Origin of the sequence: Nonomuraea cypriaca (assembly GCF_015645445.1) — a bacterium.
GTDB classification, from domain to species: Bacteria; Actinomycetota; Actinomycetes; order Streptosporangiales; family Streptosporangiaceae; genus Nonomuraea; species Nonomuraea cypriaca.
Window position 1 is genome coordinate 1 of the sequence record NZ_JADOGI010000054.1, and the last position, 12,649, is coordinate 12,649.

Annotated in this window: 13 protein-coding genes; 3 read left to right on the top strand and 10 right to left on the bottom strand. The window is 70.7% G+C overall.

Annotation, left to right across the window (positions count from 1 at the left end; genetic code table 11):
• Window positions 1-606, top strand: a 606-nt coding sequence (locus ITP53_RS19295) for an SCO7613 C-terminal domain-containing membrane protein (RefSeq protein ID WP_407941263.1), incomplete at its 5' end; no start/stop codon positions are given.
• On the opposite strand, the gene ndhC is transcribed toward ITP53_RS19295, so the two are convergent.
• The gene (gene ndhC, locus ITP53_RS19300) at window positions 593-895 is read right to left on the bottom strand and encodes an NADH-quinone oxidoreductase subunit A (RefSeq protein ID WP_195896805.1); all 303 of its coding nucleotides are present in this window, start codon (window positions 893-895) and stop codon (window positions 593-595) included. The two genes, ITP53_RS19295 and ndhC, sit on opposite strands and share 14 nt — an antisense overlap.
• A gap of 18 nt (window positions 896-913) precedes the next feature.
• Window positions 914-1,660, bottom strand: coding sequence for a hypothetical protein (locus ITP53_RS19305; protein WP_195896806.1), 747 nt, complete (start codon window positions 1,658-1,660; stop codon window positions 914-916).
• A gap of 172 nt (window positions 1,661-1,832) precedes the next feature.
• On the opposite strand from ITP53_RS19305, the gene ITP53_RS19310 reads away from it, so the two are divergent.
• Window positions 1,833-2,078 carry a hypothetical protein gene (locus ITP53_RS19310; RefSeq protein WP_195896807.1) on the top strand — a complete coding sequence of 82 codons (246 nt, stop codon included), beginning with the start codon at window positions 1,833-1,835 and terminating at the stop codon, window positions 2,076-2,078.
• Between the two features lie 149 nt (window positions 2,079-2,227).
• On the opposite strand, the gene ITP53_RS19315 is transcribed toward ITP53_RS19310, so the two are convergent.
• From ITP53_RS19315 to ITP53_RS19345, 7 genes are all read right to left on the bottom strand, one after another.
• Window positions 2,228-2,872, bottom strand: coding sequence for a class I SAM-dependent methyltransferase (locus ITP53_RS19315; RefSeq protein WP_195896808.1), 645 nt, complete (start codon window positions 2,870-2,872; stop codon window positions 2,228-2,230).
• 71 nt (window positions 2,873-2,943) lie between these two features.
• Window positions 2,944-3,477: a YybH family protein gene (locus ITP53_RS19320; RefSeq protein ID WP_195896809.1), complete on the bottom strand. Its 534-nt coding sequence runs from the start codon at window positions 3,475-3,477 to the stop codon at window positions 2,944-2,946.
• A gap of 321 nt (window positions 3,478-3,798) precedes the next feature.
• Window positions 3,799-4,122, bottom strand: a complete 324-nt coding sequence (gene nirD, locus ITP53_RS19325) for a nitrite reductase small subunit NirD (protein WP_195896810.1) — start codon at window positions 4,120-4,122, stop codon at window positions 3,799-3,801.
• Window positions 4,119-6,548, bottom strand: a complete 2,430-nt coding sequence (gene nirB / locus ITP53_RS19330) for a nitrite reductase large subunit NirB (RefSeq protein WP_195896811.1) — start codon at window positions 6,546-6,548, stop codon at window positions 4,119-4,121. The genes nirD and nirB overlap by 4 nt, the downstream gene beginning before the upstream one ends.
• A 277-nt stretch (window positions 6,549-6,825) precedes the next feature.
• Entirely contained in the window at window positions 6,826-8,220 is a 1,395-nt protein-coding gene (locus ITP53_RS19335) for an FAD-dependent oxidoreductase (RefSeq protein ID WP_195896812.1), read from the bottom strand.
• Window positions 8,217-10,256: a molybdopterin oxidoreductase family protein gene (locus ITP53_RS19340; protein ID WP_195896813.1), complete on the bottom strand. Its 2,040-nt coding sequence runs from the start codon at window positions 10,254-10,256 to the stop codon at window positions 8,217-8,219. The genes ITP53_RS19335 and ITP53_RS19340 overlap by 4 nt, the downstream gene beginning before the upstream one ends.
• A complete protein-coding gene (locus ITP53_RS19345) occupies window positions 10,243-11,553 on the bottom strand; it encodes an MFS transporter (RefSeq protein ID WP_195896814.1) in 1,311 nt (436 codons plus the stop codon). The genes ITP53_RS19340 and ITP53_RS19345 overlap by 14 nt, the downstream gene beginning before the upstream one ends.
• A 202-nt stretch (window positions 11,554-11,755) precedes the next feature.
• Between ITP53_RS19345 and ITP53_RS19350 the strand changes: the two genes are divergently transcribed.
• Window positions 11,756-12,040, top strand: coding sequence for a hypothetical protein (locus ITP53_RS19350; protein WP_195896815.1), 285 nt, complete (start codon window positions 11,756-11,758; stop codon window positions 12,038-12,040).
• 112 nt (window positions 12,041-12,152) lie between these two features.
• Here the strand turns inward: ITP53_RS19350 and ITP53_RS19355 are convergent, their stop codons facing one another.
• Window positions 12,153-12,629 (bottom strand): GNAT family N-acetyltransferase, encoded by a 477-nt coding sequence (locus ITP53_RS19355; RefSeq protein ID WP_195896816.1) that lies wholly within the window; start codon window positions 12,627-12,629, stop codon window positions 12,153-12,155.
• Window positions 12,630-12,649 lie beyond the last annotated feature (20 nt).

Here is a 12,649-nt window from a genome sequence, read left to right on the forward strand (position 1 = left end):
GGGGTGGTCATGGCCGGTCAGGACGCCGAGTCGCTGTGCCTGGCGCTGGCTGGGGCCGGCGTGATCGCCCTCGCCGTCGCCCTGCGGCCGGATCGGCGGCGGGCGGCCTGGATCGGGCTGGGGCTGCTGCAGCTCGCCCTCTGGCTCCGGCTGGCGATCTCGGAGGTCGCGGCGCCCGAGGCGTACACGGTGGCGCTGTCCGTGGCGGGGCTGGCCGTGGCCTGGTGGGCCAGGCTACGGGATTCGGAGATCTCCTCGTGGGTCGGGTACGGCGCGGCGCTGGCGGTGACGTTCCTGCCGAGCGCGTACACCGCCTGGAACGACCCCGGCCTCATCCGGCCGCTGTTGCTGGGCGCGGCCGCGTTCGCCGCCACCCTGGCCGGGGCCTGGGCGCGGCTGCAGGCGCCACTCATCCTCGGCGGGGCGGTGCTGGTGGTGACGGCGGCGCACGAGTTCGCGCCGGCCCTGGCCGAACTGGTGGGCCAGGGGCCGCGCTGGTTGCCGATCGCGCTGGCGGGCGCGTTCCTGCTGTTCACCGGGGCGACGTACGAGCACCGGCTACGCGACCTGTGCAAGATCCGCAGACTCATCGTCACGATGCGCTGACCCGCACGCTATCCGAGGAGGAGGACGGCGCAGGCGGCCAGGCCGAGCAGGACCGAGCCTGCGGCGGCGAGCAGCGCATCTCCATGTCGAAGGCGAGGAAGACCAGCGACATGGCGTACCAGCTCACGTGGAACCGGGACAGCGCATGGTCCTGGGGCCGCGCCCCCGACAGGAACGGCCCCGCCTCCACGACGCCCCTGGGCCCCAGGAACACGGACGCCGCGTAGACCCCGGCGATCGCGGCGGCGAGCGACACCACGAGTCCCAGAACGGCCCCCAACGCGCTCACCGCCTTATCTGCCCCGATTCACCCGGGTATGGCGATCGTGTCCGCTCCCGGGTCCGTCTCCTGCTCCTCCTCCACCCGGCGCCTTCGCGCCAGGCTCAGCCCGGTCGCCGCGAGCAGCGCGCCGCCCACGGCGGCGATCGCCAGCGTGTACGCCGGAACCCCGCCACTGTCCTGCCCAGAACCCCTCGCCGCATTCGGGGCCGCCGGAGCGCCCGCCGTGGCCGCCACGGGGGCAGGCGCGGTGGCCACCGCCTCATCCGCCGGCGAATCCGGCGCGAGCGTGCCCTCCCCGCCCACGGGGAACCCCGGCGGATGCACGGCGCCCCAGTGGTCCTCCGCGTCCGCGCTGATGTAGTGCAGGAGGTCGGGCTCGATCGGGTTGATCTTCAGAACGCCGGGGACGGTGAGCGTCCCCACGGGGTACGGCGCGAAAATGCCCTGGACGCCCGCCACCTTCCACTCACCCTCCGGCACGACCACGGACGTGGCGTAGTGCCCGGCCTCGGGCAGGGCCGTACCGTCGAACAGCACGCTCTCCCCGTCCTCCCGCGTGAGCCGCAGCCCGACGTCCCCGAGCTCGCCCTCGAACGGGTGGGTGCCGTGCTGGAGCACCCAGAACCCCACCGCGTACGACTTCCCGCTCTCGAACCTGGACGGCGGCGGATCCAGGTACGTCACCGCCCACCCGCCGGAGGCCGCGGCCGGAACGCTCCCCGCGACCAGTGCCACGACGGCGGCCAGCACGACGGCCGCCAGAGCTGTCATCCTCTTCACCCGAATCACCATCTCCGAATCACCTCGGTTCAGGTACACCGGAGACGGGGCTCAGGTTCCGGCAGGACGGCCACCAGCCCGGAACGGAGTGCGACATTTCCCGATAAGGCGCGCACAATGGAGAAAAGGCGAGAATTCGGCGAGGAGCAAGGAGGCTACCGCCGTGTCCGCCGCCGGACGCGACTATCTGACCGCGATGCTGGACGTGCTCGTTTACGAGAACGTCCTGGTCGCATGGAGACGGATGCCGCCGGGCGAATACCTGGTCGTCTCGCACGAGGGCGAGGAGTTCAGGCTGACCACGCGAGAAGCGGAAATGTGGGCCCAGGGCGCCTTCGCCGTCTACCTGGCGCTGGTCGACCAGCGCCGCATCACTCCGCGCATCCCCGGCGACACCGCCCAGAACTAGCCCGGCTCACGGAGTTTCGCGGCGACAAGGATTACCACATCGGTGAGAACCCCTCGATATGCGGTTGAGGATCAGGGCTCATAACGAGCGCGGGCCAGAATGGGATAGCCGCAACGGGCGTGGCGTCGTGGTAAATGCGGCGTGCCGCGCTAGGAGGTGTCGGGGTTTCGCGCCCGCCCCAAGATATGCGGCAAGGACGGTGACGACGGAGTGGCCCTGAACGCGAACCGTTGGCGTTCCTCGATCACCAGCCCGCTGTCCCTGATGACCCGCTCGGTGTCCCGGTTGAGCCGGCACCCGCCCGCCACCCGCCGCCACAACGGGGAGACGAGATCCTGCAGCAACGCGACGCCCGGCCGATCCGACCGTACGTGCTCGAAGAACCGCAACTCCCCGCCGGGCCTGAGCACCCTGCGCACCTCCGCCAGCGCCTTGGCCTGGTCCGGCACCGAGCACAACACCATCGACACCACCGCGGCGTCGAACCCGCCGTCCTCGACCGGCACCGCCCCGCCATGCCCCGCCACCACGCGTACGGGCACCGCCACCCCACCCGCGGCCCGCTCCGCCAGCGCCCGCAGCCGGTCCTCGGGCTCGACTGCGACGACCTCGCGCACCTCGGGCGGGTAGTGGGCGAAGTTCATGCCGTTGCCGGCGCCGATCTCCACCACCCGCCCGGCCAGCCCGGCCAGCAGCCGCCGCCGGTGCGCGGACACCCAGCGCTCGGACTCCGCGCTCATCCGCTCGTACGCACGCGCGAAGCGAGGATGCTGGAACTTCGACAAATCCTGCATGCCGCCCAGGCTAGCCCGCTACGACCTGACGAGCCGGGCGACGGAGCCGGGTGTTCCGCCGCCCGATCGCCTCAGCCCGCCTGGTTCTCCATGAGCTGCGAGATCTTCCAGTCCTTGCCCTTCCGCGTGAGCACGAACAGCTCACGGAGGTTCTCCTCCCCCATCTTGCTGGTCGAGCGGACGATCGCGTCCTGCTTGCCGAGCGTGCGCGCCTCCTCGACGGTGTGCGTGGCCTCCGCCTGGCCGGTCTCACCCTGGAGCTCCTCCTGGTACAGGCTGCGGATCGCCTGGGTGCCCTCGGCCGTGGCCTCCCCGTCCAGTGCGACGACGGCGTCGTCGGAGAACGACCCGACGACCTGGTCGACCTTCCCGGACTTGACCGCGTTGAAGTAGTTCTGGACGGCCTGCTCCGGCTGGGCGGCCCCGCCCGTGGCGGGCGGGGACATGTCGGTGCCCGTCTCGGTGGGGGTCATCCCGGTCTCTGTGGGGCTCGCGGCCCCCTTCATCGCTTGCGAGGTGTCACTCCCCGCGGAGCAGCCCGCGACCAGGAAGGCGGGGACTATCGCGGCCAGCAGGAATGCCCTGTGCTGAGAAATCTTGCTCATGGCCGCTTGATGCCCGTGTTACTCGTGCCCGAATGCGCGGTTTAGTCACTTAGCACAGCGCCTTTACCTCATCCGTGTATTACTCGGCATAATGACCGGATTTGGAGAGACCGTTCAGAGCTCCGATCGTTGCCGCCGTGAGACCGGCTCGCCGGACGCCGGGGATAGCGTCCGTCCAGTGCCGCGAACACCCCTCCCCGAACCACTCCCCCAGCGCGAGGATGCCGAACGCTGCGACAACGTCGACGCCGGACGCCGCTGTGTGCTTCCAGCGGCCCACCACACCCCGCACGTCTACCCGCCGCTCGAGGCAGGGCCCGGCTAGCCGACGCTCACCTCCACGCTCCCGTCCGCGACCCTTACGCGATAGACGGGCACCGAAACCTGCCGCTCGTCCAGGCACATCCCGGACACCAGCGAGAACACCTGCTTGTGCAGCGGTGAGGCCACGGTCGGCTCATCCTTCCTGGTCCCCACGATGCCGCGGGAGAGCACGTACGCCCCGCTGAACGGGTCGAGGTTGCCCAGCGCGTGCACCCCGCCGTCGTGGGTACGGAAGACGGCCACCTGCACCCCGTCCACCAGGGCGCAGACGCCGCGTTCCGGCAGCATGGAATCGAAGTCGCAGATCCGCGTCCAGCTCATCGGGCCATCACCGGCTTGATCTGGCCGCGCTCGCTGGCGAACACGATCGACGGGTCGGGCATGCCAGGGGCGTTCACGAAGCTGACGAACCTGCTCAGCTTCTCCGCGTCGTCCAGGGTGGCCCGCCACTCGTCGGCGTACGTGGAGATGTGGTGGTCCATCTGCGCGTCCAGATCGGCACAGATGCGGAGCGAGTCTTGCATGATCACCTCGCGGAGGTAGTCGAGCCCGCCGTCGAGCGACTCCACCCAGGCGGCGGTGCGCTGCAGCCGGTCGGCCGTGCGGATGTAGAACATGAGGAACCTGTCGATGGTCCTGATCAGCTCGTCCGCGCTCAGGTCGGTCGCCAGCAGGTCGGCGTGGCGGGGCTTGAAGCCGCCGTTGCCGCCGACGTAGAGGTTCCAGCCCTGCTCGGTGGCGATGATCCCGAAGTCCTTCGACCTGGCCTCGGCGCACTCGCGGGCGCAGCCGGAGACGGCCGACTTGAGCTTGTGCGGCGAGCGCAGGCCGCGGTAGCGCAGCTCCAGCTCGATGGCCAGGCCGACCGAGTCCTGCACGCCGTAGCGGCACCAGGTGGAGCCCACGCAGGACTTCACGGTACGCAGCGCCTTCCCGTACGCGTGGCCCGACTCGAACCCGGCCGCCACCAGCCGCCGCCAGATCTCGGGAAGCTGCTCGACCCGCGCCCCGAACAGGTCGATCCGCTGCCCTCCGGTGATCTTCGTGTAGAGGCCGAAGTCGCGGGCCACCTCGCCGATCACGATCAGCTTGTCCGGTGTGATCTCGCCGCCCGGGATGCGCGGGACGACCGAGTAGGTGCCGTTCTTCTGGATGTTGGCCAGGAAGGCGTCGTTGGTGTCCTGCAGCGCGGCCCGCTCGCCTTCGAGCACGTGCCCGTTGTGCAGCGAGGCCAGGATGGAGGCCACGGCCGGCTTGCAGATGTCGCAGCCCCTGCCCTGCCCGTGCTCGGTGATGAGCTGGGAGAACGTGCTGATCTCGCGAACCCGTACGATGTCGAACAGCTCTGCCCGCGAGTACGTGAAGTGCTCGCACAGGGCCTTGCTGACCTCCACACCCGACTTCTCCAGCAGTTGCTTGAGCATCGGCACGCAACTGCCGCACGTCGTGCCCGCCCGGGTGCACCCCTTGATCCCCGGCACGTCGGTGACGCCCTTGTCGGCGATGGCCGTGCGGATCTCGCCCGCGCACACGTTGTTGCACGAGCACACCTGCGCCTCGTCAGGCAGGTCCAGGCTCGCCCCCGCTCCGCTGAACAGCAGGTCCGACGGCGCGGCGGGCAACTCCTTGCCCACGAACGGCCGCAGCGACGTGTACGGCGAGGCGTCGCCCACGCAGATGCCGCCGAGCAGCGTCCGCGCGTCGTCGCTGATGAACAGCCTCTTGTAGACGCCTGCCACCGGATCCATGTACGTGACGTCGAGCGCCCCCTCCATCGCCCCGAACTGCGCCACCTCCACCCCGAGCAGCTTGAGCTTCGCCGACATGTCGGCCCCCTCGAACGTCGAGGAGCCCCCCGTGATCCGGTCGGCCACCACCTCGGCCATCGAGTTGCACGGCCCGACCAGCCCGTAGATCATGCCGCCGGCCAGCGCGCACTCGCCCACGGCGTAGATCGACGGATCCGAGGTGCGCATCGCGGGGTCCACCACGATGCCGCCCCGCGGGCCCACCTCGAGCCCGGCCGACCTGGCCAGCTCGTCGCGCGGCCTGATGCCCGCGGAGAACACCACGACCTGCGCCTCCACGAGTGTCCCGTCCGGCTTGCGCAGCCCGGTGACCTGCCCTCCGGCGTCGGTGACGATCTCCTGGACGCCCGCGCCGGCGTGCACGCTCAGCCCGAGCCCCTCGATGTGCGACCTCAGCACCGAGCCGCCGCCCTCGTCGACCTGGCGCGGCATCAGCCAGGGGCTCATCTCGACGATGTGCGCCTTCAGCCCGAGCGCCCGCAGCGCGTCGGCCGCCTCCAGGCCGAGCAGCCCGCCGCCGACCACGACACCCTCCACGGCGTCTTTGGCGGCCACCCTGATGGCGTCCAGGTCGTCAATGGTCCGGTAGACGTGGGCGTGCTCGGCCCCGGGCACCGGCGGCACGAACGGCGCCGACCCGGTGGCCAGCACGAGCACGTCGTACGGCTCGACGCCCCCGTCCGCGGTGACCACGTTCATGGCGTCCCTGTCGATGCCGGTGGCGCGGGTGCTCAGCCTGGTCACGACCCCGGGCGGCACCGCGTACGTGAGGTCCTCCACGGTCGTGCCAGACAGGTAGGAGGTCAGCGCCACCCGGTCATAGGCGGGCCGAGGCTCCTCCCCGATCACCGTGATCCGTCCCCCGAACCCCTTGCCCGCGAGCGTCTCGACAAGCCGGTGAGCCGTCGGCCCGTACCCTACGACGACGATCCTGTTCATCGATCCTCCCTCAGCGTGGACACCTTCGTCTTCCGACGTCGTACGAGAACACGGCACATCGCCGCAGGCGATCCGGTAACGTGGCCGCTGTCCGGCGGCAAGAACCAAGCCGCCGGACCTACCGCCGGGCCGGCGGGATGTGAAGCCTGTGGAGGCTGTGTAAGACCGTTGGGCGGATATCCGTCCCTCGCCTTGACCGGAACGGCGACCGCCCGCGAAGCAGGAAGGTCCGACCCGTGAGGGCTGGAATCCTTCGGCTTCGGCCGTATGGAGGAGGTCAAACCGCGATCCCTTCCTGCTCGCACAGCCAGCCGACGATGCCCTCCACGGCGTCGCGGCAGGTGCCGCAGCCCGTCGTGGCCCTGGTCGCGGCCGCCACTCCGGCGACGTCGCGTGCCCCCGCCTCCCAGCACGCCCTGATCTGGCCCTTGGTCACGTTGTTGCAGTGGCAGACCTTGGCCGCGTCGGGCATCAGCACGGGGCTGTCGGCCATGGGCGCCGACGAAAGGCCAGGGAACAGCAGCCCCGCCCGGTCGCCTGGCAGCGGCCCGCCACGGTCGAAGAGCTGGGTGAGCGTGCCGACGGCGTCGCTCTCGCCCAGCAGGATCGCGCCGACCAGCCGGCCGTCCCGGATGACGAGCTTGCGGTAGGTGCCGCGGGCCCGGTGGCTGAAGCGGACGACCTCCGCGTGCTCCTCGGTGAGCTGGGTCTCGCCCATGGCGGCCAGCTCGACGCTCCTGGCCTTGAGCCTGGTGACGAGCCTGGAGCCGCGGTAGAGGGCCTTGCCGCCGGTGATGACGTCCGCGGCCACGGCGGCCTGCTCCCAGGCGGGGGCGACCAGGCCGTACACGGTGCCGTCGTGCTCGGCGCACTCGCCGATGGCGAAGATCGACGGGTCGTCGGTGCGGAGTTCGTCGTCCACGACGACGCCGCGGCGCACCTCCAGCCCGGCCTCGGCGGCCAGCCCCGTCACCGGGCGGACGCCGCAGGCGAGCACGACGAGGTCGCCCTCGACCAGCTCGCCGCCGGCCAGCAGGACGCCGTCCCCGGTCACGGCCTCGGCGCTGACGCCGGTGCGGATCTCCACGCCGAGCCCGGCCAGCGTCTCACCGAGCACCTCGCCTGCCTCGACGTCGAGCTGGCGTTCCATGAGGTGCCCGGCCAGGTGCAGGAGCGTGACGGGCAGGCCGCGCCCGGCCAGGCCGCGGGCGGCCTCGATGCCGAGCAGGCCGCCGCCGACGACCACGGCACGGGCGGCCCGCCCGGCGCTCTCCATGATGCGCTCGCAGTCGCCGAGCGTGCGGAACGGGATGGCCCGCTCCACGCCCGGGATCGGCGGCACGACGGCGTCGCTGCCGGTCGCGAGGACCAGCAGGTCGTACGGCTCGCGCCGCCCGTCCTCGGTGACGACGTGCCTGGCCTCCCTGTCGACGTAGGCGACCGGGCTGGCGAAGGCGGCCTCGACGCGGTGCGCGGCGTACCAGGAGGAGTCGAGCAGCCGCACCTGCTCGGGGCGGGAGCTGCCGGCGAGCACGTTGGACAGCAGCACCCGGTTGTACGGCTCGCACGACTCCGCGCCGAAAATTGTGATCTTGATGTGCGTGTCCCGGGCGCGTACCTCGCTGACCAGCCGCGACCCGGCCATCCCGTTGCCTACGACGACGAGTCTCATGCGTCCCTCTCCACCCTGACCGCGCAGACCTTGAACTCCGGCATCTTCGACGTGGGGTCGAGTGCCGGGTTGGTGAGCCGGTTGGCGCCCTCCCAGTGGAAGGGCATGAATACGGTGTCGCGCCTGATGGCGTCGCTGATCCTGGCGACGGCCTTGGCCTCGCCGCGTCTGCTGCTGACCCTGACGACGTCTCCTGCGGCGATGTCGAGCTGCTCGGCCAGGTCCGGGTGCAGCTCGACGTACGGTTCTGGCGCGGCCTGGACGAGCGGCGCGATCCTGCGCGTCTGCGCGCCGCTCTGGTAGTGGGCGAGCACCCGGCCGGTGCTCAGGTGGACGGGGTAGTCGTCGTCGGTCTCCTCGGCCGGGGGCCGGTGCTGGACGGGCACGAACCTGGCGCGGCCGTCCGGCGTGGCGAAGGAGTCGAGGAACGGGCGCGGCGTGCCGGGGTGCCCGGGCTCGGGGCAGGGCCAGAACACGCCCTTCTCTGCGGCGATGCGCTCGTAGGTGATGCCGGAGTAGTCGGCGGGCCCGCCGCGGCTGGCGCGGCGCAGCTCGTCGAACACCTCGGCGGGCTCGGTCGCGAAGTGGTGGCCGAGCCGCTCGGCGAGCCCGGCGATCACGTCGAGGTCGCTCCTGACCCCTTCCGGCGGGGCGACGGCGCGGTCGCGGAGCAGGACGCGGCCTTCGAGGTTCGTCATGGTGCCGCTCTCCTCGGCCCACTGCGTCACCGGGAACACCACGTCGGCCAGCGCCGCGGTCTCCGACATGACGAAGTCGCAGGTCACCAGCAGGTCGAGGGCGCCGATGCGCTCGGCGACGTGCTCGGACGCGGGCGCGGAGATGATCGGGTTGGACCCGAACAGCAGCAGCGCGCGCGGCCCGCCGGGGGTGCCGAGGGCGTCGAGCAGCTCGTACGCCGACCGCCCGGGCCCAGGCAGGCTCTCGGGCGGGACCCCCCACACGCCCGCGACGTGCTCCCTGGCCGCCGGGTCGTCGATCTTGCGGTACCCGGGGAGTTGGTCGGCCTTCTGCCCGTGCTCCCGGCCGCCCTGCCCGTTGCCCTGCCCGGTCACGCACCCGTAGCCGGAGCCCCGGGTGCCGGGCAGGCCGAGCGCCAGGGCGAGATTGACGAACGCGGAGACGGTGTCGGTCCCCTTGGCGTGCTGCTCGGCGCCGCGCCCGGTCAGGATGTACGCGTTGTCCGCCGCGGCCAGCGCCCTGACCGCCTGCCGCATCCGGTAGACGGGCACCCCGGTGATCCGTTCGACCCGCTCGGGCCACCAGGTGGCGAGCGAGGTGCGTACCTCGTCGAAGCCGGTGGTCCTGGCGGCGACGTACGCCTCGTCGACCAGTTCCTCGGCGACGGCGAGGTGCAGCAGTCCGAGCGCCAGCGCCAGGTCCGTGCCGGGCGTGGGCTGCAGGTGCAGCCAGGCCAGCTTCGCCGTCTGGGTGCGGCGCGGGTCGATGACGATCATCCGGGGGCCGGTCAGGTGGCGGACGAACGGCGGCATGGTCTCGGCGACGTTCCCGCCGGCGAGGAGCACGACGTCGGCGCCGGCCAGGTCGGTGATCGGGAACGGCATCCCGCGGTCCATGCCGAACGCCCTGATGCCGGCGGCGGCGGCCGACGACATGCAGAAGCGGCCGTTGTAGTCGATCTGGCTGGTGCCGAGCGCGACCCGGGCGAACTTGCCGAGCTGGTACGCCTTCTCGTTCGTCAGCCCCCCGCCGCCGAACACGGCCACGGCGTCGGGACCGTGTTCGGCGCGCAGGGCGGACAGCCGGTCGGCCACGTAGTCGAGCGCGACCTCCCAGGCCACGGGCTCGCCGTGCAGCAGCGGGGCGGTCAGGCGCTCGCCGTTCGTGAGCAGCTCGGCGGCCGTCCAGCCCTTCTGGCACAACGCGCCCGAGGCGTTGGCGGGGATGTCGGTCCTGGCGCTGATCGTCAGCTCGGGACCGATCTCCATGCCGCACTGCAGGGCGCAGTACGGGCAGTGCGTCTTCACCGATGCGTTCACCGGCTCAGACCCGGGCATGGGCGAGGCTCGCGACAATCCTCACGCCGACCGTGCGGGTGTAGCACCACCACGTGAGGGCGAAGCAGGACACGTAGAAGACCCCGAAGGCGAGGAAGGCGGGGGCGGGGGTGCCGGCCGCGGCGAACGCCATGCCGAACGCCCGGTTGATGAGGAATCCGCCGAGCGCCCCGACCGCCGAGATGATGCCGATCGCCGCCGACGCCTGGCGCTTGCCGTACAACAGGGCCTCCTCGCCCTCGCCGCGCTCGGCCACCGCCTTGGCCTGGAAGATGGCCGGGATCATGCGGTAGGTGGAGCCGTTGCCGATGCCGGAGGTGAGGAACAGCAGCTGGAAGGCGAGGAAGAACAGCCAGAAGTTGCCCGACGTGCTGGCCCACCAGACCAGCAGCACCCCGCCGCCCATCGCGGCGAAGTTCCACAGCGTGACCGGGGCGCCGCCGAGCCGGTCGGCCAGCCAGCCACCGAGTGGCCTGATCAGCGATCCGATCAGGGGCCCGGCGAACGCCACCGCCGCGTACGGCGCCTCGGGGAAGAGGTTCTGGCTGAGCAGCGGGAAGGCGGTGGAGTAGCCGATGAACGAGCCGAACGTGCCGATGTACAGGAACGACATGATCCACGTCTGGGCCCGCCCGGCCACCGCGAGCTGTTCGCGCGGGTTGGCCCTGGCGCTGGTCAGGTTGTCCATGAAGAACCACGCGCAGGCGGCGGCCACGACCACGAACGGGATCCAGAACCACCCGGCGGCGGCCAGCCCCAGTGAGCCGATCACCAGCGGCATGACCAGCTGGACCGAGCTGACGCCGATGTTGCCGCCCGCGGCGTTCAGCCCGAGCGCCACGCCCTGCTTGGTGCGGGGGTAGAAGTAGGTGATGTTGGCCATGCTGGAGGCGAAGTTCCCGCCGCCGAACCCGGCCAGCGCCGCGATCACCAGGAACAGCCAGTACGGCGTGGCCGGGTTGTTCACGGCCACCCCCAGCAGCACGGCGGGGATGAGCAGCAGCAGCGCGCTGACCACGGTGAAGTTGCGCCCGCCGACCTTGGCAGGGCCGAACGTGTAGGGCACCCGCAGCACCGAACCGATCAGGTTCGGCAGTGCGACCAGCCAGAAGAGCTGGTCGGTGGAGAACTCGTAGGACCCCATCTTGGTGGCCACGATGCTCCACAGCGTCCACACGGTGAAGCCGAGGTGTTCGGCAACGATGGAGAAGATCAGGTTGCGCCGTGCGACGCGCTTGCCTGAACTCTCCCAGAAGGCTGGGTCATCGGGGTGCCACTCGGCGATCCAGCGCGCCATCGACCTCTCCTACGCTCGGCGTCCGGGATCTCCCAAGCTAGGAGTGGCTCGTTACGCACATTGACCCTGCGTGGCTGTGCGTTCGTTACGTGCGAATCACCGTGGTAACAAACCACGCACATGTGTCACGGCGGAAACATGCCCGCAATCATCGGTTATCGGTTCCTCTGTCGGGTAACAGCACTCAGAGCAAGGGGGGAACATGATCAAGAAGCTCCACGAGATGGGCATCAAGTCGGGCCACATGTACACCGCGGGGATGGCGTCGATCGGCCTGTCCATCGCCAGCTGGTTCATGTCGAAGAAGGTCGAGCCCGCCGGCCTCGATCGGGCCGATCGCTGGGGGATCTTCGTCGGCCAGTGGGCGCCCACGTTCTTCGCGCTCGGTGTGGCGCTGCGCATCGAGGAGACGCATCGAGAGCTGGGCGAACAGGAGATGTTCGAACGAGCGGAGGGCGCGCGCACCAGGGCGCCCGCCGGGGTTTGACGAATATGTCACGCAGGTCACGTCACCGTGCGTGACCTGCGTGACGTTCGCGGCCTGTCGTGGCCTTCCTGTCGTGCCTGTCATGCCTGTCGTGGCCGCTCAGTCCCGCCGCTCAGTCCCGGAGCTCGGCCAGCCGCCGGAGCGACTCGTCGGTCAGCCGGTACTTCAGCCACTCGTCCTGGCGCACGGCGCCGAGCTTCTCGTAGAAGCCGATGGACGGCTCGTTCCAGTCCAGGACCGCCCATTCGAGGCGCTGGTATCCGCGCTCGGCGCAGATCCGGCCCAGCTCACCCATCAACGCCAGCCCGTGCCCGCCGCCCCGGTGCTGGGGGCGTACGTACAGGTCCTCCAAGTAGATGCCGTGCGCGCCACGCCACGTGGAGAAGGTGAGGAACCACAGGGTGAACCCGACCGGCTCACCGTCGTGCTCGGCGATGTGCACGAAGGCGGCCGGCCGCTCGCCGAAGAGCGTCGCGTGCAACCCCTCCTCGGTCACACGCACCTCGTGCGCGGCCTTCTCGTAGGCGGCGAGCTCGTGGATCATGCCGACCACGGCGGGAACATCGGCGGGCGTAGCTGGACGAATCATGACCCCCAGCGTACGGTCCC

Excerpts from the sequence above, each read along its gene's own strand:
- ITP53_RS19340 (WP_195896813.1), bottom strand. The coding sequence starts at position 10,256 with ATGCCCGGGTCTGAGCCGGTGAACGCATCGGTGAAGACGCACTGCCCG.
- ITP53_RS19345 (WP_195896814.1), bottom strand. The coding sequence starts at position 11,553 with ATGGCGCGCTGGATCGCCGAGTGGCACCCCGATGACCCAGCCTTCTGG.
- nirB (WP_195896811.1), bottom strand. The coding sequence starts at position 6,548 with ATGAACAGGATCGTCGTCGTAGGGTACGGGCCGACGGCTCACCGGCTT.
- nirD (WP_195896810.1), bottom strand. The coding sequence starts at position 4,122 with ATGAGCTGGACGCGGATCTGCGACTTCGATTCCATGCTGCCGGAACGC.
- ITP53_RS19350 (WP_195896815.1), top strand. The coding sequence starts at position 11,756 with ATGATCAAGAAGCTCCACGAGATGGGCATCAAGTCGGGCCACATGTAC.
- ITP53_RS19335 (WP_195896812.1), bottom strand. The coding sequence starts at position 8,220 with ATGAGACTCGTCGTCGTAGGCAACGGGATGGCCGGGTCGCGGCTGGTC.
- ITP53_RS19355 (WP_195896816.1), bottom strand. The coding sequence starts at position 12,629 with ATGATTCGTCCAGCTACGCCCGCCGATGTTCCCGCCGTGGTCGGCATG.
- ITP53_RS19320 (WP_195896809.1), bottom strand. The coding sequence starts at position 3,477 with ATGAGCAAGATTTCTCAGCACAGGGCATTCCTGCTGGCCGCGATAGTC.
- ITP53_RS19305 (WP_195896806.1), bottom strand. The coding sequence starts at position 1,660 with ATGACAGCTCTGGCGGCCGTCGTGCTGGCCGCCGTCGTGGCACTGGTC.
- ITP53_RS19315 (WP_195896808.1), bottom strand. The coding sequence starts at position 2,872 with ATGCAGGATTTGTCGAAGTTCCAGCATCCTCGCTTCGCGCGTGCGTAC.